This window comes from Streptomyces sp. ITFR-6, from assembly GCF_031844725.1.
GTDB lineage: Bacteria > Actinomycetota > Actinomycetes > Streptomycetales > Streptomycetaceae > Streptomyces.
The window spans coordinates 5,933,811-5,953,808 of the sequence record NZ_CP134612.1 but is presented as its reverse complement, the minus strand read 5'-3'; the positions used below and the strand labels follow the sequence as shown (position 1 = coordinate 5,953,808).

18 protein-coding genes and 1 pseudogene are annotated in these 19,998 nt (G+C 72.0%); 8 read left to right on the top strand and 11 right to left on the bottom strand.

All coding sequences use genetic code 11. The features are described from left to right. Positions 1-59: 59 nt before the first annotated feature. The 5 genes from RLT59_RS27120 to RLT59_RS27105 form a co-directional block, all read right to left on the bottom strand. A complete protein-coding gene (locus tag RLT59_RS27120; RefSeq protein ID WP_311305808.1) occupies positions 60-1,319 on the bottom strand; it encodes an NAD(P)/FAD-dependent oxidoreductase in 1,260 nt (419 codons plus the stop codon). A 185-nt stretch (positions 1,320-1,504) separates the two neighbouring features. Further along, positions 1,505-2,887 (bottom strand): deoxyguanosinetriphosphate triphosphohydrolase, encoded by a 1,383-nt coding sequence (locus RLT59_RS27115; RefSeq protein ID WP_311305807.1) that lies wholly within the window; start codon positions 2,885-2,887, stop codon positions 1,505-1,507. Between the two features lie 36 nt (positions 2,888-2,923). Further along, the gene (locus RLT59_RS39455) at positions 2,924-3,376 is read right to left on the bottom strand and encodes a sirohydrochlorin chelatase (RefSeq protein WP_399126177.1); all 453 of its coding nucleotides are present in this window, start codon (positions 3,374-3,376) and stop codon (positions 2,924-2,926) included. Continuing rightward, the gene (locus RLT59_RS39450) at positions 3,373-3,621 is read right to left on the bottom strand and encodes a hypothetical protein (RefSeq protein ID WP_399126175.1); all 249 of its coding nucleotides are present in this window, start codon (positions 3,619-3,621) and stop codon (positions 3,373-3,375) included. The genes RLT59_RS39455 and RLT59_RS39450 overlap by 4 nt, the downstream gene beginning before the upstream one ends. Before the next feature lie 89 nt (positions 3,622-3,710). Further along, a complete protein-coding gene (locus RLT59_RS27105; RefSeq protein WP_311307874.1) occupies positions 3,711-4,556 on the bottom strand; it encodes a Cof-type HAD-IIB family hydrolase in 846 nt (281 codons plus the stop codon). A gap of 149 nt (positions 4,557-4,705) precedes the next feature. Between RLT59_RS27105 and RLT59_RS27100 the strand changes: the two genes are divergently transcribed. Beyond that, positions 4,706-5,443 carry a SanA/YdcF family protein gene (locus tag RLT59_RS27100; protein ID WP_311305806.1) on the top strand — a complete coding sequence of 246 codons (738 nt, stop codon included), beginning with the start codon at positions 4,706-4,708 and terminating at the stop codon, positions 5,441-5,443. A gap of 28 nt (positions 5,444-5,471) precedes the next feature. Here RLT59_RS27100 and cutA read toward each other — a convergent pair whose 3' ends face one another. Both cutA and RLT59_RS27090 read right to left on the bottom strand, forming a co-directional pair. Further along, on the bottom strand, positions 5,472-5,852 hold the full coding sequence (gene cutA / locus RLT59_RS27095) for a divalent-cation tolerance protein CutA (protein WP_311305805.1): 381 nt from the start codon (positions 5,850-5,852) through the stop codon (positions 5,472-5,474). Between the two features lie 68 nt (positions 5,853-5,920). Next, positions 5,921-6,553: an NADPH-dependent FMN reductase gene (locus tag RLT59_RS27090; protein WP_311305804.1), complete on the bottom strand. Its 633-nt coding sequence runs from the start codon at positions 6,551-6,553 to the stop codon at positions 5,921-5,923. Between the two features lie 88 nt (positions 6,554-6,641). On the opposite strand from RLT59_RS27090, the gene RLT59_RS27085 reads away from it, so the two are divergent. From RLT59_RS27085 to RLT59_RS27070, 4 genes are all read left to right on the top strand, one after another. Then, entirely contained in the window at positions 6,642-7,442 is an 801-nt protein-coding gene (locus tag RLT59_RS27085) for an aminotransferase class IV family protein (protein ID WP_311305803.1), read from the top strand. 57 nt (positions 7,443-7,499) lie between these two features. Further along, on the top strand, positions 7,500-7,994 hold the full coding sequence (locus RLT59_RS27080; protein WP_311305802.1) for a DUF5990 family protein: 495 nt from the start codon (positions 7,500-7,502) through the stop codon (positions 7,992-7,994). 391 nt (positions 7,995-8,385) lie between these two features. Then, positions 8,386-9,297 (top strand): GVDTG sorting domain-containing protein, encoded by a 912-nt coding sequence (locus tag RLT59_RS27075; RefSeq protein WP_311308001.1) that lies wholly within the window; start codon positions 8,386-8,388, stop codon positions 9,295-9,297. 98 nt (positions 9,298-9,395) lie between these two features. Further along, positions 9,396-10,019 carry a class F sortase gene (locus RLT59_RS27070; protein WP_311305801.1) on the top strand — a complete coding sequence of 208 codons (624 nt, stop codon included), beginning with the start codon at positions 9,396-9,398 and terminating at the stop codon, positions 10,017-10,019. 21 nt (positions 10,020-10,040) lie between these two features. Here RLT59_RS27070 and RLT59_RS27065 read toward each other — a convergent pair whose 3' ends face one another. Further along, entirely contained in the window at positions 10,041-10,829 is a 789-nt protein-coding gene (locus tag RLT59_RS27065; RefSeq protein WP_311305800.1) for a sulfite exporter TauE/SafE family protein, read from the bottom strand. A gap of 223 nt (positions 10,830-11,052) precedes the next feature. Between RLT59_RS27065 and nirB the strand changes: the two are divergent. The 3 genes and pseudogenes from nirB to RLT59_RS27050 all read left to right on the top strand — a co-directional run bounded on the left by nirB (position 11,053) and on the right by RLT59_RS27050 (position 15,065). Further along, positions 11,053-13,646: pseudogene (nirB, locus tag RLT59_RS27060) on the top strand (nitrite reductase large subunit NirB). After that, positions 13,643-14,050 carry a nitrite reductase small subunit NirD gene (gene nirD / locus RLT59_RS27055; RefSeq protein WP_399126172.1) on the top strand — a complete coding sequence of 136 codons (408 nt, stop codon included), beginning with the start codon at positions 13,643-13,645 and terminating at the stop codon, positions 14,048-14,050. Before nirB ends, nirD begins: the two are co-directional and overlap by 4 nt. Positions 14,051-14,135: 85 nt before the next feature. Continuing rightward, a complete protein-coding gene (locus RLT59_RS27050) occupies positions 14,136-15,065 on the top strand; it encodes an oxidoreductase (protein WP_311305799.1) in 930 nt (309 codons plus the stop codon). 27 nt (positions 15,066-15,092) lie between these two features. Here the strand turns inward: RLT59_RS27050 and RLT59_RS27045 are convergent, their stop codons facing one another. The 3 genes from RLT59_RS27045 to ppdK form a co-directional block, all read right to left on the bottom strand. Then, positions 15,093-15,503 (bottom strand): VOC family protein, encoded by a 411-nt coding sequence (locus RLT59_RS27045; protein WP_311305798.1) that lies wholly within the window; start codon positions 15,501-15,503, stop codon positions 15,093-15,095. Between the two features lie 131 nt (positions 15,504-15,634). Beyond that, the gene (locus RLT59_RS27040; protein WP_311305797.1) at positions 15,635-16,654 is read right to left on the bottom strand and encodes an ArsR/SmtB family transcription factor; all 1,020 of its coding nucleotides are present in this window, start codon (positions 16,652-16,654) and stop codon (positions 15,635-15,637) included. A 469-nt stretch (positions 16,655-17,123) separates the two neighbouring features. Then, positions 17,124-19,835: a pyruvate, phosphate dikinase gene (gene ppdK, locus RLT59_RS27035; RefSeq protein ID WP_311305796.1), complete on the bottom strand. Its 2,712-nt coding sequence runs from the start codon at positions 19,833-19,835 to the stop codon at positions 17,124-17,126. Positions 19,836-19,998 lie beyond the last annotated feature (163 nt).

Genomic DNA, 19,998 nt, shown 5'->3' with positions numbered 1-19,998 from the left:
CCCCACCCGCTCTCACGTGCCTCTGAACACCGGCCGTACGACCGTCGCAGGGGCCCCGCTCAGATCAGGGACTCCAGCGGCACCGACGGGTCGGCCAGCGCGTCCGGGTCGACCGGCTGACCGGCCTTGATCAGCTCCTGCACGGTGTCGGTGACATCCCACACGTTCACGTTCATCCCGGCGAGCACCTTGCCGTCCTTCAGCCAGAACGCGATGAACTCGCGCTTGCCGGCGTCGCCTCGGACCACCACCTGGTCGTAGCTGCCGGGCGGGGCCCAGCCCGAGTACTCCAGGCCGAGGTCGTACTGGTCGGAGAAGAAGTACGGCACCCGGTCGTAGGAGACCTCCTGGCCGAGCATGGCGCGGGCCGCCGCCGGACCGCTGTTCAGCGCGTTGGCCCAGTGCTCCACCCGCAGCCGGGCTCCGAGCCCCGGGTGGGCGACGTTGGCGACGTCACCCGCGGCGTAGATGTGCGGGTCGCTGGTGCGCAGCGAGGCGTCCACGGCGATGCCGCCGCCCTGGTCGCGCGGGGCGATGTCGAGTCCGGCGGCCTCCGCGAGGGCGGCGCGCGGGGCGGCCCCGATCGCGGCGAGGACGTCGTGGGCGGGGTGCTCCTCGCCGTCGTCGGTGCGGACCGCGAGCACCATGCCGTCCTGGCCGACGATCTCGGTGAGCCGGCCGCCGAAGTGGAAGCGGACGCCGTGGTCGCTGTGCAGGTCGGTGAAGAGCTGGCCCAGCTCGGGGCCGATGACCTTCAGCAGCGGGGTCGCCTCCGGTTCGACGACGGTGACCTCCGCGCCGTATCCGCGGGCCGCCGCCGCGACCTCCAGGCCGATCCAGCCGGCCCCGGCGATCACCAGATGGCCGTTGTCGCGGCCGAGCGCGGCCAGTACGTTGCGCAGCCGGTCGGAGTGGGCGAGGCGGCGCAGGTGGTGGACGCCCGCCAGGTCCGTGCCGGGGACGTCGAGGCGGCGCGGCTCGGCGCCGGTGGCCAGGAGCAGCTTGTCGTAGTGGATGACGGTGCCGTCACCGAGCTCCACGGAGCGGGCGTCCCGGTTCAGCACGGTGACGGGCTGGCCGAGGTGGAGTTCGATGTCGGCCCCCGCGTACCAGGCGGTCTCGTGGACGAAGACGCTGTCGCGTTCCTCCTTGCCGGCCAGGTACCCCTTGGAGAGCGGCGGGCGTTCGTAGGGATGGTCGCGCTCATCGCCGATCAGGATGACCCGGCCGCTGAATCCCGCCGAGCGGAGCGTCTCCGCCGCCTTCGCTCCGGCCAGTCCTCCGCCGACAATGACGAACGTCCGATGTGCGTCGACCACTTGATGCCTCCTCGGTGCTTGCTGCGCGGCGCCAACTGCGAGCGTCCCGCACGCAGCGTGATGGCGAAAGAGGGTGTGACCCGATCAGGTCACACCCAGTGGTCATGGGCCGGTCCGGGGACCGCTGTCAGCACACCATCTGTCACATCGTCGGCGGCGCAGCCGCGCGGGACGGGTGTGCGGGGTCATAGGCCGGGCCCGCCGAGCGACCGGTGCAGGGTACGGGCCGACGCGTCGGTCAGGGCGGCGATCTGGTCGACCAGGACGCGCTTGCGGGCGCGGTCGTCGGGCGCGGCCTCGTACAGCGCGCGCAGCTGCGGCTCAAGGCCCTCGGGGGCGCGGGCGGTCAGGGCCGCGGCCAGTTCCGCGATGACGATCCGCTGCTCGGCGCGGATCGCCCCCTGTTCGGCGCGCTGCATGACGTAGCGGTCGGCGACCGCCTTGAGCACCGCGCATTCGTTGCGGGCCTCGCGGGGCACGACGAGCTCGGCCCCGTATCTGCCGAGCCGGCCGGTGCCGTACGCCTTGCGGGTGCCGGTCTCCGCGGCGAGGCAGAACCGGCCGATCAGCTGGCTCGTGGCGTCCTTCAGCCGGGCCTGGGCGACGGCGGAGCCGTCGTAGCCGTGCGGCCACCAGTCCTGGCCCATGAGCCGGTCCAGCGCGTCGGACAGTTCCTGCGGGTCGGTGTCCGCCGGGACGTAGCGGCCGATGGCGACCTGCCAGATCTCCTGGCGTTCCGGCTCGGCGTCCAGGCAGTTGGGGTCGATGTGCCCGGCGTGCAGGCCGTCCTCGAAGTCGTGGACGGAGTACGCCACGTCGTCGGACCAGTCCATCACCTGGGCCTCGAAGCACTTGCGGTCCTGCGGGGCGTTCTTGCGGAACCAGTCGAAGACCGGCAGGTCGTCCTCGTACACGCCGAACTTCGGTGAGCCGGGGTCCGTGGGGTGGGCGCCCCGGGGCCAGGGGTATTTGGTGGCGGCGTCGAGGGCGGCGCGGGTCAGGTTGAGCCCGACGCTGGCCAGCTCGCCGGTGCGCGGGTCGGGGACGAACCGCTTCGGTTCGAGCCGGGTCAGCAGCCGCAGCGACTGGGCGTTCCCCTCGAATCCGCCGCAGTCGGAGGCGAAGTCGTTGAGCGCCTGTTCGCCGTTGTGGCCGAAGGGCGGGTGGCCCATGTCGTGGGAGAGGCAGGCCGTCTCGACCAGGTCCGGGTCGCAGCCGAGTGCGGCGCCGAGTTCCCGGCCGACCTGGGCGCACTCCAGGGAGTGGGTGAGCCGGGTGCGGGGGCTGGCGTCCCAGGCGAAGCTGCGGGTGCCGGGGGTGACCACCTGGGTCTTCCCGGCGAGCCTGCGCAGCGCGGCGGAGTGGAGTACCCGGGCGCGGTCGCGCTGGAAGGCGGTGCGGCCGGGCCTCTTGTCCTCCTCGGTGTCCCAGCGCTCGGCGTCGGCGGCGCCGTAGGGCGCCGTGTCCGATGTGTGCGTGCCGTGCGCGTGGGTCGTGCCGTGCGTGCCGTGCGTGCCGTGCGTGCCGTGCGTGCCGTGCGTGCCGTGCGTGCCGTGCGTGCCGTCCATGGCAATGACACTAATCGGCCGGGCCGGTAGGAGGGCTCAGGCGGATGCCAGGAAATGTGTGTTCATCGGATTTTTCTGTGCCAGGACTCCGGCGGCCCGTGCCTGGTCATAGCGGTGCAGCAGCCGGGCCATCGCCGGGTGCGCGCCGAGCGGGGCGGCGGCGGGGACCACCGCACTGCCGCGGTCCCCGTCGTCCTCGGGCCGCCACCCCGCCTCGGCGAGCCGGCCGTGCAGCGCCTCGACCAGCAGCGGGTGCGGGCCGAGCGGCGCGGCGGTCCGGGTGCGCAGGGCCGGGGCGCCGGCGACGGCTTCCGGGATGTCCTGCTTGACGTGGTACCCGCGCCCCAGCAGCAGCGGCACCAGGACCGCCTCGCCGTCGCCCAGGGCCTCCAGGGTCTCCGGCAGGAGGGGTGCGTTGAGCTCGATGTGCCCGAGCCGGACGTCGAGCCCCGGCCGCAGCTCCCGCACCCGGTCGAGCAGCCGGGTCACCGTGTGCAGCGCCCGCGGGTCCCGGCTGCCGTGCGCGACGGCGACCAGGGCGGGGCGGCGGGTGCCAGCGGGCTCGCGGCACCCGGTGCGGGCTGGTGCCGGGTGCGGTGCATGGGCCGTCGGGTTCCGTTCAGGGAGACAAGGCTGAGCTGGGTGTCGAGCTGTGCGGTGATGCGGCTCAGCAGTTGCGCCGTGCTGTCGAGGGGCAGGGATTCCTGCGGGCGTTGCGGTGCCGGCTCCGTCATGAGCCGATGGTGCCGGGCGCAGGTTGCCGCGTCGTTGCGCGCCGGTCACGGGTGTTTTCCGGCGCCTCACCGCACGGCCGGGGCCGCTGTCAGACGGCGTCGGCCGCGATGTCGGCCTCAGCCGCTCCGTGGAGGGCGTCGGTCGCGGCCTCGGCCAGCAGCCGTTCGATGACGTGGGCGACGCCGTCCTCCTGGTTGCTGACGGTGTGCGCCGGGACGGCGGCCAGCACGGCCGGGTGGGCGTTGGCCATGGCGTAGCCGGTGCCGGCCCAGTCGAGGACGGTGAGGTCGTTGGGCATGTCCCCGAAGGCGATGACCTCGGCCGCTTCGATGCCCCGCCCGGCGCACAGCATCGCGAGGGTGCCGGCCTTGGTGACGCCCTGCGCGCTGATCTCCAGCAGCCCGTGCCCGCCCGAGTGGGTCAGCTGTACGTCGCTGCCCGCGCCCGGCCGGGCCGCCGCCATCAGGGTGTCCGCGTCGAGCCGGTCCGACCAGGCGAGCAGCTTGGTGATGGGGGCCTCGGTGCGCCACAGGTCGGCGAGGGAGGGTACGGGGATCTCGGCGCCGTCCTCGGCGAACCGCATCCGGAAGGCCGGTTCGTACAGCACCTGGTTGCCGGTCTCCAGGGCGAAGCCCACCCCGGGCAGGGCGGCGGCCAGCGCGGTGACCACCCGCCTGGCGGTGACCGGGGAGAGGAGGCGGGAGGAGACGACGGTGCGGGTGGCGATGTCGTACACCATGGCGCCGTTGCTGCACACCGCCGTACCGATGAGGCCGGTGGCCTCCGCGAGCCGGTCGACGAACCGGGGCGGGCGGGCGGTGACGATGACGATCTCCGCCCCGGCGGCCTCGGCCGCGCGCAGGGCGCGCAGGGTGCGGGGCGAGAGCGTGCCGTCGTCGCGCAGCAGTGTGCCGTCGAGATCCGAGGCGATCAGTCGTGGGAGCAGCATCGGCCGATGCTACCGACGGCCTTTCGCGGCGAACCCTTTGGGCCGTCCTGTCGTCAATCCACAGAGGAACGGTTCGACACGGCACGGCACGTCTCGGCACATGACGGACAGCCAGACAGAACGGGGGCGCTTCCATGCGGCTGAAGAGACGGGGAGCAGCGGCGGACGGCCGGGGCGGGCTCGCGGGAACGGCCGCCCGGCCGCGGTCCTGGCTGCCGCGGACCCGGCGCGGGCGGCGTCGGGCCGTACAGGGGCTGATGGTCGCCTGTGTGCTGGGCCTGGCGCCCGCCACCTGGATGTACTCGGTCGCGGACGCCCGGGTCAGGACGGCGGCGGACGCGCCCGCGCGGCAGGTCGCCGTGGTGTTCGGGGCGGGGCTGTGGGACGGGAAGCCGTCCCCGTACCTGGCGAACCGGCTGCGGGCCGCGGCGGAGCTGTACCGGGACCAGAAGGTGAAGGTCGTGCTGGTGACCGGTGACAACAGCCGGGTGGAGTACGACGAGCCGGACGCGATGCGTACGTTCCTGGTCCGGCACGGGGTGCCGGACAGCAGGATCGTCAGCGACTTCGCGGGCTTCGACACCTGGGACTCGTGCGTCCGGGCCAAGAAGATCTTCGGGGTGGACAGGGCCCTGCTGGTCACCCAGGGCTTCCATGTCCGGCGGGCGATCGCGCTGTGCCGGGCGGCGGGCATCGACGCGTACGGCGTCGGGGTCGACGCCGTACACGACGCGACCTGGTACTACGGCGGGACGCGGGAGATCGCCGCGGCGGGGAAAGCGGCCCTGGACGCGCTGTTCAAGCCCGACCCGCACTTCCTGGGCCCCCGGGAGCCGGGAGTGGAAACGGCCCTCGCGGCGGAGGCGCGGTGAACGCGGGGTCGCGGGAGGCACGGGGCCGTCAGCTCCGCCCCGGGGCGTCCGGCCTCTCCGAGGTGCCCGGGGAGGACGAGGTGACCGGGGCGGTCTCCGCCGAGACCCAGCCGAGGTAGCCGGCGCTGCCCCGCACCACCGGGATCGCGATGATCTCCGGGGTGTCGTAGTCGTGCGCCTCCTGGAGATGGGCCTCCAGTTCCTCGTACCGCTCGGCCGTCGTCTTGAGGAGCAGCTGCCATTCCTGCGTGGTCTCGACGGCGTTCTCCCACCGGTAGACGGAGATGACGGGCGCGGAGATCTGCACGCAGGCGGCGAGCCGCGCCTCCACCACGCCCCGCGCCAGCAGCCGGGCCTTCTCCTCGCTGTCCGTCGTGGTCAGAACGGTCAGCCATGCGGGCGAAGTCACCTTCGGTCTCCTCGGGTTCGGCAGCACTCCTGCTCCGATTGTCGGGTACCGGCCCGGCCGGTGCCCGGTCACCTGCCGTACGGCCGTACCTTCTTCGCCTCCCGCAGGCCCCGGCCCCACCACACCAGCTGGTCGAGCAGCGACTTCGCGGCGGCGTCGGCACCGTCCGGGTCCTTGTGCCTGCCCTCGTCGTCGAACAGCGCGCCGGCGTTGTGGAAGGAGACGGTGTCGCGGATCGAGACGCTGTGCAGCTCGGCGAAGACCTGCCGCAGGTGCTCGACCGCGCGCAGCCCGCCGGAGACCCCGCCGTAGGAGACGAAGGCGACGGGCTTGGCCTGCCACTCGGCGTGGTGCCAGTCGATGAGGTTCTTGAGCGGGGCCGGGTAGGAGTGGTTGTACTCGGGGGTGACGACGACAAAGGCGTCGGCGTCCGCCAGCCGGGCCGAGACATCGGCCAACAGGGCTCGTTCCTCGGGCCCGGGGCGGTACGAGAGGGCGGTCGGCAGGTCGAGTGCGGCGACGTCGACCAGGTCGGTCGCGATGCCCGGGTGGCCGTCGGTGTGGGAGTGCAACCAGCGGGCGACGACGGGTGCGAAGCGGCCCTCGCGGTTGCTGGCGAGGATGACCGCGACCTTCAGCGGGGCATCGGACGCGGCTCCATCGGTGGCGCGGTCCGCGCCGACGGCTGTGGTGAGGTCCATGGGTCGAGACTCACACCTCAATCATGGTTGAGGTCAAGCGCCGGGCAGCCGCCCCGTCCGCCCGGCGCGTCGGCATACGGTGGCGGGCATGACGACGCCAGCAGCCGCACCGGTTCCGTACGCCGAGTTCGACGGGCATCCGGCCACCGAGAACGATCTGCGGACAGCCGCCCTCTTCACCTACGGCCACTTCACCGCCATGCAGGTCAGGGCGGGCCGGGTACGCGGACTCGGGCTGCACCTGGACCGGCTGGACAGCGCGAACCGGGCGCTCTTCGAACTCCCGCTGGACGGCGGGCGGGTACGTGAGCTCATCCGGCACGCGCTGCGGGGCGCGGGGGTCGCGGACGGCTCGGTGCGGGTGCACGGATTCCTGCCGCCGGGCGCGGCCGCGACGACCGTCATGGTCACGGTGCGCGGACCGGCGGGGATGCCCGCAGAACCGAGGAGCATGATGTCGGTGCCGTACGCCCGTGCCGTGCCGCACCTCAAGCGGCCCGGCGAGTTCGGCCAGACGTACTACGGGAATCTCGCCTCCCGCGCGGGCTTCGACGATGCGCTGCTGACCCTGCCGGACGGCTCGGTGACCGAGGGGGCGTTCACCAACATCGGTTTCTGGGACGGCGATTCGGTGGTCTGGCCGCAGGCTCCCGCGCTGCTCGGCACCACCATGGCGCTGCTGGAGCGGGAGTTCCCCGGCGCCGGGATCCGGTCGCGGCGGAGCCCGGTGACGCTGGACGGGCCGGCGGCCTACCGGTCGGCGTTCGTCACCAACTCGCAGGGCATCGCGCCGGTCCGGCGGATCGATGACACCGAGTTCGCGGTGGACGAGCGGCTGATGACGCGGCTGGCGGCGGCCTACGACAGGGCGCCCTGGGACACCGTCTGAGCCGTGCGGCTCGGACCGGGGGCGGGGGCGGGGTGCCGAGAGGGGACCATGGGACACATGGAGATCCCCACCGAAGGCCCGCAGTCGCCCACGCAGATCCATATCGAGGGCGCACGCCTGCCCGGCCGCGCCTGCGGGCCCGGCGGCGACTTCGACGGGTACGAGAACATCCACGTGGGCGTCCAGCGCAAGGACCGGCCCGGCGAGCACCTCGGGCTGCTGCCGGGCGACGCCCCGTCGGCCTCCTGGACCCTGGACTGCACGGCCGCCGCCGCCCCGGACGGGGTCGAGATCAGCGGGCCGTACGTGCAGAACAGGCTCGGCGGGCGGTTCGTCTACCTGTCGTGGGGCACGGTCGACGAGAACGGCCTCTTCTCGATGTTCCGGCGGGCCAAGCTGATGTTCTCCGACATCGACGCGGACATCCTGCGGGCAGCCGCGCGCTCCGGGCACCTCACCGCCCGTCTGCCGCTCTCCGACGCCAAGGGCCGGCCGCTCTGCGGCCGGGTCAGGCCCCCGGTCATCGAGTGGTCCGCCACCGCGCCGGAGTGAGCGCCTCGGCCTTGGCGCGGGGCACCGGACAAGGAGCCGCCCCCGTCGGGCCCAGGGGGGGCGGGCCCGACGGGGGCGACGGCCGGGGGCGGCGAGGGGACGCCGTCCCGTGGGGGGTGTGATGCGTGTGCCCCTCGACCACGGGGTCATGCATGTGATGTGCGCCACATCCGCTACGGGTGCCGTCACCCGATCGGCACCGGTCGTGGAAGGAGGCCGCACCTCCCCCGCCACGACCGCCCTGACCTGCACGCATACCGCGCGGCAAGGAGGCTGCGCCGGTCCGGACGGGTGACAGCTGACTCGGTGTCAGCAGGCGTGGGCGGCCACCCGGCCGTTAGCTCGGAGCCAGGACACACCCGCCAGCGCCCCTTGCTCGGAGGAAACCCCCATGCGCAGTCCTGCTCGCCTCGTGACCGGCACCGCCGCCTCGGCCCTCGCCGCCGCAGCGCTCGGACTCTGCACCGCCGCCCCGTCGGCGTACGCGGACGGACCGGGCCCGCTGGAGATCACCCCGGCGAGCGCGGCCCCGGGCGCCACGGTCACCGTGAACACCAAGGCCTGCGGGAGCGACACCGGAGCGACGGGCGACGCCGGGTCCCTGGAGGCCTCGCGTTTCGCGCTGGCACCGGCCACCCTCAAGGAGGTCCTGGCCGGTTCGTTCCGGGTACCGGGCAATGTCGAGCCCGGCCCGTACAGCATCGATGTGGCCTGCGAGAACGGCAGGAAGGCCACCGGCGAGATCGAGGTGGAGGCCGCCGGCACCACGGGCAAGGACGGCGCCGCCTCCCGGACGGCCCCGGCCCCGGACGGCTCCGACGACCGCTCCCCCGCGGACACCGGCGACTCCTCGGCGTACGACTCCCCGGCCGATTCCTCAGCCGATTCCCCGGCAGCCGATGCGGGCAGCGACCCCTCGGCCTACGACTCGACCGGGCTCGACGAGGCCGAGGCGGCCGGTTCGGCCCTCGTGCCGGACTCCCCCACGGCTCCGGGCCGGGGCACCTCCAGCGAGCGGCCGAGCCCGTCCGGGCACGAGAGCTCCGGCACGCACGACAGCTCCGCGTCCCACGACAGCTCCACCGGGCGCGACGACAGCTCCTCGGACCACGAGACCCCCTCCGGCCACCGCGCCTCGGCCGCCCCCACCGCCCCCACGGGGCACGTCAAGACCGGCATCGGCGGCAGCGTCGGACCGGACACCACCCAGATCGCGGCGGGCGCCGGCGTTCTCGCCGCGACCGCCGTCGGCGGAGCCTGGCTCCTGCGTCGCCGGGCGAGCGGCACGCGGGACGACAGCTGACGGAGACTTCCACCTCTCCGTACCGCCTGGTCCCGTCCCGGTGGCCCAGCGCCACCGGGACGGGACCGCACTTGCACCTCGTCACCCGGAGGACGACCGTGTCCCAGAAGGCCAAGGGCTGGCTGCTCGTCGTCGCGGCGCTGGCCGGTGTCTGGCTGATCCGGAACGGCGCCGACACCCGGCTGACCCCACCCGGCCCGGCCTCCGCCGAGGCCTTCGCCGCCGGACCCGATCTGCTGCCGGGATCGCCGGTCGCCGAACCCCTGCGCCCCTCGGCCCCCGTCCGCATCCGGATTCCGGCCATCCGGGTGGACGCCCCGATGATGCGGCTCGGGCTCGGGGCGGACGGCAGCCTCGATGTGCCTCCGGCCGGGAACACCGACATCGTCGGCTGGTACAAGGACGGCACCCCGCCGGGCGCCAAGGGCAGTGCGATCGTGGCCGGCCATGTCGACAACGCGCAGGGCCCTTCCGTCTTCTACGACCTCGGCTCACTGAAGAAGGGCAGCACCGTCGAGGTGGACCGGCAGGACGGCCGCACCGCCGTCTTCGCACTCGACGCCATCGAGGTCTACGACAGCAAGGACTTCCCCGACACGCGGGTGTACGGCTCCTCAGAACACGCCTCGCTGCGGCTGATCACCTGCGGCGGCGGGTTCTCCGAGTCGACGGGTTACCAGGGCAACGTGGTGGCGTACGCGCACCTCACCTCGGTCCGCTGACGCCCGGCCGCGCTCCGCCGCTCAGGCGTTCCACTGGTCGAAGGCGAGCTTCGCGACCAGCGAGAACACCACGACCAGCAGCACCCCTCGGACGAACTCGCTGCCCCTGCTCAGCGCCATCCGCGCCCCCATCAGGCCGCCCGCCAGGTTGAACACCGCCATCAGACCGGCCAGCTGCCACATCACGTTGCCCTGGTAGGCGAACATCGCCAGCGCACCGGCGTTGGTGCAGACGTTGACGATCTTCGCGGTGGCCGAGGCCGTCACCAGATCCAGGTGGAGCACCGCGGTCAGCGCCAGCACCAGGAAGGTGCCGGTGCCCGGCCCGAACAACCCGTCGTACAGGCCGATGCCGCCGCCGACCAGGACGATCGCGGTCACCGTGCGGGCCCGGGTGACCTGCGGAGCCGTACCGTCCTCCGCCGCCCTGCCGAACCGGGGCCGCAGCATCACGAACGCCGCGACCGCCAGCAGCACCACCATGATCACCGGACGGAGCACCTCGCTGCTGATCCCGGCGGCGAAGAAGGCACCGGTCATCGATCCCGCCAGGGCCGCGAGGCCGATCCGCAACGCCGTGCCGACCTTCACCGGCGCCTTGCGGGCGTAGGCGACGGCGGCGCCCGACGTGCCGACGATGGCGACCGCCTTGTTGGTGCCGAGGATGTGCGTGGCGGGTACGTGCGGCAGTCCCAGCAGTAGTGCGGGCAGCAGGAGCAGTCCGCCACCGCCGACCACCGCGTCGATCCAGCCGGCCGCGCCCGCGGCGAGGCACAGCACGACGAGGGTGGTCACGGTTATGTCAGGCATGATCGCGACCTTAAGGAAACGCCACGTGTCGCGTCCAACCCGTTCCCGCCTCACAAGCCCCTCACAGGCCGCCGCCACCGGCGCTGAGCGCAAGGTTCCCGCCGGGAAACAGCGGAGAACCGGACGGGTAACACCCACCGGACACGCTTCCCTCATGAGCAGACAGGCCGGGCTCCCCCGCTCCGGCGGCTCCACCCGCTCACCAACGACGGGGGCTCCCGAGATGCCGGTGTCCACTTGCCCGACCGCCCGCGCCTCCCGCTCCCCTGCCGTGCCGACCCTCGTGGTCGTCGGGCACGGGATGGTCGGCCAGCGGTTCCTGGAGGCCCTCGCCGAGCGCGGGCTGACCGGCCCGGCCGGCACCGCCAGGGTCGTCGTCCTCTGCGAGGAGCCGCGCGCCGCCTACGACCGGGTCCAGCTGTCCTCGTACTTCTCCGGGCGCACCCCGGACGAACTGGCGCTGGCCGAGCCCGGCTTCATGGAGCGGCACGGCTTCGAGCTGCGCCTCGGTGACCCGGCCGAGTCCGTGGACCGGGCGGCGCGTACCGTCACCGCGCGCTCCGGCGAGACCTTCGGCTACGACACGCTGGTCCTGGCCACCGGCTCCTACCCGTTCGTCCCGCCGGTCCCCGGCAAGGACACCGAGGGCTGTTTCGTCTACCGCACCATCGAGGACCTGCTCGCGATCGAGGAGTACGCGAGGACGGCGACGAGCGGCGCGGTCGTCGGCGGCGGACTGCTCGGCCTGGAGGCCGCGGGCGCGCTGAAAGGGCTCGGCCTCGATACGCACGTGGTGGAGTTCGCGCCCCGGCTGATGCCGGTGCAGGTGGACGAGGGCGGGGGCGCGGCGCTGCTGCGCACCGTCGAGAACATGGGCCTCACCGTGCACACGGGGGTCGGCACCCAGGAGGTGACGGCGGGCGAGGACGGTTCGGTGAACGGGATGTCGCTCTCCGACGGCTCCTCGCTGGCCACGGACCTGGTGGTCTTCTCGGCCGGGGTACGGCCCCGCGACCAGCTGGCCCGGGAGTGCGGTCTGGCGGTCGGGCAGCGCGGCGGCATCATCGTGGACGAGGAGTGCCGCACCTCGGACCCGGCGGTCTTCGCGATCGGTGAGTGCGCGCTCGCCCCGGACGGCCGGGTGTACGGGCTGGTGGCGCCCGGCTACGAGATGGCGCAGACCACGGCCGAGGTGGTCGCGGGCGGGCAGGCCTCGTTCACGGGTGCCGATATGTCGACGAAACTGAAGCTCCTCGGGGTGGACGTCGCGTCCTTCGGTGACGCGCACGGCACCTCGGAGGGCTGCCTCGACGTGGTGTACGCGGACGCCCGCTCCGGGGTCTACAAGAAGCTGGTGATCGGGCGGGACGGCACGCTGCTCGGCGGGGTGCTCATCGGGGACGCGGACCGGTACGGCATGCTGCGGCCGATGGCGGGCGCCGTTCTGCCGGTCGCCCCCGAGCAGCTGGTACTCCCGGCCGGTACGGGCGGTCCGGCCGTCCTCGGCCCGTCCGCGCTGCCCGACGACGCGGTGATCTGCTCCTGCCACAACGTCACCAAGGGCGCGGTCCGCGAGCACACCACGCTGCCCGAGGTGAAGAAGTGCACCAAGGCCGGTACCGGCTGCGGCAGTTGCGTCAAGGTCATCGGGCAGCTGCTCCCGCAGAGCCAGGACAAGGGCCTGTGCGGCTGTTTCCCGTACACCCGTGGCGAGCTGTACGAGATCGTCCGCACCCTGGAGATCACCTCGTACGCCGAGCTGCTCGACTCGCACGGCCGGGAGGCGGCCCGGGGCGGCGAAGGCTGCGAGGTCTGCAAGCCCACGGTGGGCTCCGTCATCGCCTCGCCGACGCCCACGGTCGGCGCGAGCGGCTATGTGCTGGACGGCGAGCAGGCCGCGCTCCAGGACACCAACGACCACTTCCTCGCCAACCTCCAGCGCAACGGCTCGTACTCGATCGTGCCGCGCATCCCCGGCGGCGAGATCACTCCGGAGAAGCTGATCGTGATCGGCGAGGTGGCCCGGGACTTCGGCCTCTACACCAAGATCACCGGTGGCCAGCGCATCGACCTGTTCGGCGCCCGCGTCGAGCAGCTGCCGCTGATCTGGACCCGGCTGGTCGACGCGGGGTTCGAGTCGGGGCACGCGTACGGAAAGTCGCTGCGGACGGTCAAGTCCTGTGTGGGGCAGACCTGGTGCCGCTACGGCGTGCAGGACTCGGTGAAGATGGCGATCGACCTGGAGCTGCGCTACCGGGGCCTGCGCTCCCCGCACAAGCTGAAGTCGGCGGTCTCGGGCTGCGCCCGGGAGTGCGCGGAGGCCCGCGGCAAGGACTTCGGGATCATCGCCACCGCCGGCGGCTGGAACCTGTACGTGGGCGGCAACGGCGGAGCCACCCCGCGCCACGCCGACCTGCTCGCCCAGGACCTGTCCGACGCCGAACTGGTGCGCCTGATCGACCGGTTCCTGATGTTCTACATCCGCACCGCGGCCGGCTGGAGCGCACCTCCACCTGGCTGGACCGCATCGAGGGCGGGCTGGACCACGTACGCGACGTCGTCGTGCACGACTCGCTCGGGCTCTGCGACGAGCTGGAGCGGCTGATGGCCGACCACGTCCGCGGCTACCGCGACGAGTGGGCCGAGACCATCAACGACCCGGAGCGGCTGCGCCGCTTCGTCACCTTCGTCAACGCACCCGACGCACCCGACCCGTCGGTGAGGTTCGTCCCGGAGCGCGACCAGGTCAAGCCTGACCTGGACATCCTCGCCGGCCCGGTCCTCGCCGTCCGCACGCTCGAAGGGACCGCCTCATGACCGCCCGGACGATGACCGAGACGACGGCCGAGACGCCCACGGAGACGACCGCCGAGACGACGGAGACCGCGCGGGACACCCGGGTCGTGCGGCTCGCCGCCGGGGGCGACTGGCTTGCCGTCTGCGACCGTTCGCTGCTCGCCCCCGGCCGGGGGGTCGCAGCCCTGCTCCCGGACGGCAGCCAGGTCGCGGTGTTCCTGGACCGTGCGGGACGTACGTACGCGATCGACAACCGCGACCCGTTCACCGGGGCCTACGTCCTGTCACGGGGTCTGGTCGGATCGGACGGCGGGCAGCCGTTCGTCGCCTCCCCGCTGCTGAAACAGCGCTTCGACCTGGCGACGGGTGCCTGCCTGGACGACGACGAGGTCACCGTCGCGGTCTTCGAGGTCCGCGCGGACTGAACCGACCGAGCGGGCGGGCTTGGCTGGGCGTGCGGGCGGAACGGCCGCTTCCGGCTGTCGGACCGTCCGGTCGTACGCTTGATCCATGACCCAGCGCCGGTACGTGAACGACATTCCCGACCAGAGCGGCCGCACCGCCGTGGTGACGGGAGCCAACAGCGGTATCGGGCTGATCACCGCACGGGAGCTGGCACGGCACGGCGCCCGGGTGCTGCTCGCCTGTCGTGACGAGCGGCGCGGCAAGGAGGCGGCGGCCCGCATCCGGGGCGCGGTGCCGGACGCGGACGTGGAGTTCGCCGCGCTGGATCTGGCCGATCTCTCGTCGGTACGGGAGTTCGCCGCGGCGTACACCCCGGACCGGCTCGATCTGCTGATCAACAACGCCGGGGTGATGGCCCTCCCGTACCGGAGGACCGCCGACGGTTTCGAGACCCAGTTCGGCGTGAACCACCTCGGGCACTTCGCCCTCACCGGGCTGCTGCTGCCGAAGCTGCTCGCCACCCCGGGCGCACGGGTGGTGAGCGTGTCCAGCGGTCTGCACGCGCTGTCCAACATCGACATGGGCGACCTCAACAGCGAGCGGAACTACCGCCGCTGGATCGCCTACGGCCGTTCGAAGACGGCCAACCTGCTGTTCGTCCACGAGCTGGCCCGGCGGACCGCCGCCATCGGCAGCGGACTGGTCGCCGCCGCCGCGCACCCGGGCTACGCCTCGACCAACCTGCAGACGGCGGGCGTCCGGATGGAGAACCGCAGGGCGGCGGAGCGCGTCATCGAATTCGGCAACCGGATCATCGCCCAGCCGGCGGCCGCGGGCGCCCTGCCCACCCTGTACGCGGCCACCGCGCCGGGCGTCCGGCCCGACTCGTTCACCGGTCCGAGGGTGCTGGGGTGGCGCGGCGAACCCGCTCCGTCCTGGCGTGCGGGCTGGACGCTCAACGACGTGGCGAGCGAGCGGCTGTGGGTGGCGTCGGAACAGCTGACCGGCGTCACCTTCGCGGGCCTCGGGGTCTGATTCTCCCGAGGCCGCGGCCCGGCGGGCTCAGCCCTGGCCCTTGACAGCGGACGGGTCCATCCACACGACCTCCCAGTTGTGGTGGTCGGGGTCCTGGAAGGACCGGCCGTACATGAAGCCGAGGTCCTGCGTCTCACCGGAGGGGTGTCCGCCGGAGGCGAGGGCGGTTTCGACCAGCTCGTCCACCTTCTCCCGGCTGTCGGCGCTGAGCGCGAGGATCACCTCGGTGGTCGTCGAGGCGTCCGCGATCTCCTTCTTGGTGAAGTCCTTGAAGCGCGGCTCCTCCAGCAGCATGGCGAAGATCGTGTCGCTGATGACGAGACAGGCGGTGTGGTCGTCGCTGAACTGAGGATTGAACGAGTAGCCCAGTTTCCCGAAGAACCCCTTGGTCGTCTCCAGGTCCTTGACCGGCAGGTTCACGAAGATCATCTGAGGCATGGCCGTCTCACTCTCTCGGTGGGTCGATCCTGTGCGCGTGGCGTGAACGCGTTACGACAGTTAGACGCCGGGGCCGCCGGAAACTCATCGGTGCCGGAGAAGGATCCTGACCGGACCCGGCGCGCGCCCGCTCACTGCAGGGCGAGCGGCGCGCCGCCCCGGAGCAGCGAGCCGCCCAGCGGGGTCACCGTGTGCAGGACCGAGCTGCCGTGGCGCAGGGTGTGCACCAGGCCCGCCTCGCGCAGCACACAGGCGTGCTGGCTCGCCGACGCCAGGGAGACCCCGGCCCGGCGGGCGAGCTCGCTGGTGGTGCAGCCGTCACCGATGGTCCGCAGGACCGTCGAGCGGGTGTGGCCGAGGAGCCGGCCGAGCCAGGGGCCGGGTTCCGCGAAGACCGGGGCGGCGGCGTGGCCGACCGGGTAGACGAGCACCGGCGGCAGCAGCGGATCGCGCAGGACGACGGGGGCGCCGCGGCAGAAGAACGACGGCTGGAGGAGCAGCCCCCGGCCGTCCAGCCGCAGTTCGCGGTCGACCGGATAGTCGGCCTCCAGCACCGGTGCCCGCCAGCGGATCACCGGCGGGAGCGAGGCGAGCAGCTCTTCCGGGCCGCCGTCCAGCAGGGCGCGTCCCCGGACCGCGCGGTCGGCCTCGACGCTCGCCTGGATATGCGGCCAGTACGGTTCGACCGCGGCGCGGTGGTAGCCGCGCAGGGCCCCGATGAGGCGGCCCAGGGGCTCGGAGCGCCCTTCCCACAGCGCGTCCAGCCGCACCGGCCGGACCGCCCGCCGGGCCGTGCCGGTACGGCTGTCGGTGTCTCCCTCGGCGCCGAGCATCGACAGTTCGGCGCGCAGGCGCTCGGCCGGGGTGTCGCGCAGCACCTCCGTTCCGGTGCCGAAGTCCAGCGGTTCCGAACCTTCCTGAGAAGGCGTCAGGAAGTCCGGGAAATAGCCGCGCGGTGGAACCACGGCGGACAGCAGACGTACTTCACCATTCAACCGGGGGCGGGTTTCCGTGCGCCATTTCCCGAACACCGTTGAAGCACGCCGGTCCCTCAGTCGGTGAAAACTGAGAATGGTCTCCCACAATGCGTCCGGCCCGGTGGCCATCCGCACTCTGGAAAGGTCCCACCCGGATATATGGATACGCAGCACCGAACCCCCACCCACTTGCACCTGCAATTGCCCCCGCGCAAGAGTATGCGAACAGTCACACCACGTCACCACGGGGTTTCGGCCAGAGGTGAAACGTCTCGCCCCGACCTGGTGTCACCCGAAAAGCTGTACGACGTCGGGTTGCGATTCCAGAGCCACCGGAAGAGCGAGTGAAGGCCGTGGGGGGTTTCGCTCGTTCGGCGGCGGTCGGCAATGGTGCGGCTCCGTACCCGACGGGGGTAAGCGGGGTGCGGTTCATGGATGGGGATCCATGAACCGCACCCCGGTCCGTTCCGGACTATCTCTTTGCGCATTGAACGAAGCAATGGGTGGCGGACATGACGAGGCGGCGGCACCCCCGCACAGGGTGCCGCCGTCTCCGGGGAATTCCGCGCCGGCCGCCGGTCCGGTGAGGGTCGCCCCGACCGGCGGCCCCCGCGGAATCAGTGGTTCAGGTGGCTCAGGTGGTTCAGCGGCTGTCGCTGCCGCGCGACGCCGCCGCCGCCCGGCCCGCCTCAAGGCGGGCCACCGGAATGCGGAAGGGCGAGCAGGAGACGTAGTCCAGGCCCACCTCGTGGAAGAAGTGCACCGATTCCGGGTCGCCGCCGTGCTCGCCGCAGATGCCGAGCTTCAGCTCGGGCCGGGTGGCCCGGCCGGCCGCGACGGCGCTGCGTACCAGCGAGCCGACGCCGTCCTTGTCGATCGTCTCGAACGGCGACACCCCGAAGATGCCCTTCTCCAGGTACGCGGTGAAGAACGAGGCCTCCACGTCGTCACGGGAGAAGCCCCACACCGTCTGGGTCAGGTCGTTGGTGCCGAAGGAGAAGAACTCCGCCGCCTCCGCGATCTGACCGGCGGTCAGCGCGGCGCGCGGCAGCTCGATCATCGTGCCGATCTTCAGCTTGAGGTTCGTGCCGGTGGCGGCCTGGACCTCCGCGATGACCCGGTCCGCCTCCTCGCGGACGATCTCCAGCTCCTGGACCGTGCCGACGAGCGGGATCATGATCTCGGCGCGCGGATCGCCCTTGGCGTTCCTGCGCTCGGCTGCGGCCTCCGCGATCGCCCGTACCTGCATGGCGAACAGGCCCGGGATGACCAGACCGAGCCGGACCCCGCGCAGACCGAGCATCGGGTTCTGCTCGTGCAGCTTGTGCACGGCCTGGAGGAGGCGGAGGTCGTTCTCGTTGGCGTCCTTGCGGGACTCCGCGAGCGCCACCCGGACCGACAGTTCGGTGATGTCGGGCAGGAACTCGTGCAGCGGCGGGTCGAGCAGCCGTACGGTGACGGGCAGTCCGTCCATCGCCTCGAACAGCTCGATGAAGTCGGCCTTCTGGAGCGGCAGCAACTGCTCAAGGGCCGTCTCGCGCTCCTGGTCCGTGTCGGCCAGGATCAGCTTCTCGACCATCTCGCGGCGCTCACCGAGGAACATGTGCTCGGTGCGGCAAAGCCCGATGCCCTGGGCGCCGAAGCGGCGGGCCCGCAGGGCGTCCTCGGCGTTGTCCGCGTTGGCCCGTACCCGCAGCCGGCGCACCCGGTCCGCGTACGCCATGATCCGGTGCACGGCGGCGACCAGCTCGTCGGCGTCGTCGGCGCCCGCGTGCATCCGGCCCTCGAAGTACTCGACGACCGGTGACGGCACGACGGGCACCTCACCGAGGTAGACCTTGCCGGTCGAACCGTCGACGGAGACGAGGTCACCCTCCTCCACGACCGTGGTCCCGGCCGTCAGCCGGCGCCGCTTGGTGTCGACCTCGATCTCCTCCGCGCCGCAGACACAGGTCTTGCCCATGCCCCGGGCGACGACGGCGGCGTGCGAGGTCTTGCCGCCGCGCGAGGTCAGGATGCCCTCGGCGGCGATCATGCCGTCCAGGTCGTCGGGGTTGGTCTCACGGCGGATCAGGATGACCTTCTCGCCGGAACGGGACCACTTGATCGCGGTGTACGAGTCGAAGACGGCCTTGCCGACCGCCGCGCCCGGCGACGCGGCGATGCCCCGGCCGAGCAGCCGTACCTCGGCCTCGTCGTCGAAGCGCGGGAACATCAGCTGCGCCAGCTGCGCGCCGTTGACGCGCTGGAGGGCCTCGGCCTCGTCGATGAGGCCCTGGTCGACGAGCTGGGTGGCGATCCGGAAGGCGGCACCGGCGGTGCGCTTGCCGACCCGTGTCTGGAGCATCCACAGCCGGCCGCGCTCAATGGTGAACTCGATGTCGCAGAGATCCTTGTAGTGGGTCTCCAGCGTCTCCATGATCGCGATCAGCTCGTCGTACGACTTCTTGTCGATGGACTCCAGATCGGCGAGCGCCACGGTGTTGCGGATACCGGCGACGACGTCCTCGCCCTGGGCGTTCTGCAGGTAGTCGCCGTAGACGCCCTGGTGGCCGCTGGCCGGGTCGCGGGTGAACGCGACGCCCGTACCGGAGTCGGGGCCGAGGTTGCCGAAGACCATGGAGCAGACGTTGACCGCGGTGCCTAGGTCGCCGGGGATGCGCTCCTGGCGGCGGTAGAGCTTGGCGCGGTCGGTGTTCCACGAGTCGAAGACGGCCTTTATGGCCAGGTCCATCTGCTCGCGCGGGTCCTGCGGGAATTCGCGTCCGGCGTCCCGGGTGACGATCTTCTTGAACTGCTTGACCAGCTTCTTGAGGTCGGCCGCGTCGAGGTCCACGTCGACGCTGACGCCCTTGGCCTCCTTGGCGGCCTCCAGCGCCTCCTCGAAGAGGTCGCCGTCGACACCGAGGACGGTCTTGCCGAACATCTGGATGAGGCGGCGGTAGGAGTCCCAGGCGAACCGCTCGTCGCCGGACTGGGCGACGAGGCCGAGGACGGAGGCGTCGGAGAGGCCGATGTTGAGGACCGTGTCCATCATGCCCGGCATCGAGAACTTGGCGCCGGAGCGGACGGAGACCAGCAGCGGGTCGTCCGACTGGCCGAGCTTCTTGGCCATCCGCGTCTCAAGGGCGTCGAGGTGCGCACTCACCTCGTCGCGCAGGGCGGCCGGCTCCTCGCCGCTGCCGAGGTAGACCTTGCAGGCCTCGGTCGTGATCGTGAAGCCCGGAGGGACGGGAAGCCCGAGGTTGGTCATCTCGGCGAGGTTGGCACCCTTCCCGCCGAGCAGGTCCTTCAGATCCTTGTTGCCCTCGGTGAAGTCGTAGACGAACTTCTGCGGGTCTTCGTTTTCCGACACGGGTCTCGACTCCTCGACGACGCGGTGGACTGCCCTGACGGCGAGGAACATACCCAGATCTAAGGTGTCTGGGTACGTCCACTCGGCCGTCATGCGACCGCAACCACCTGTCCGCCAGCAGATCCAAAGAATCACTCCGACGATCAAGCCGAGGCTCTTCGTT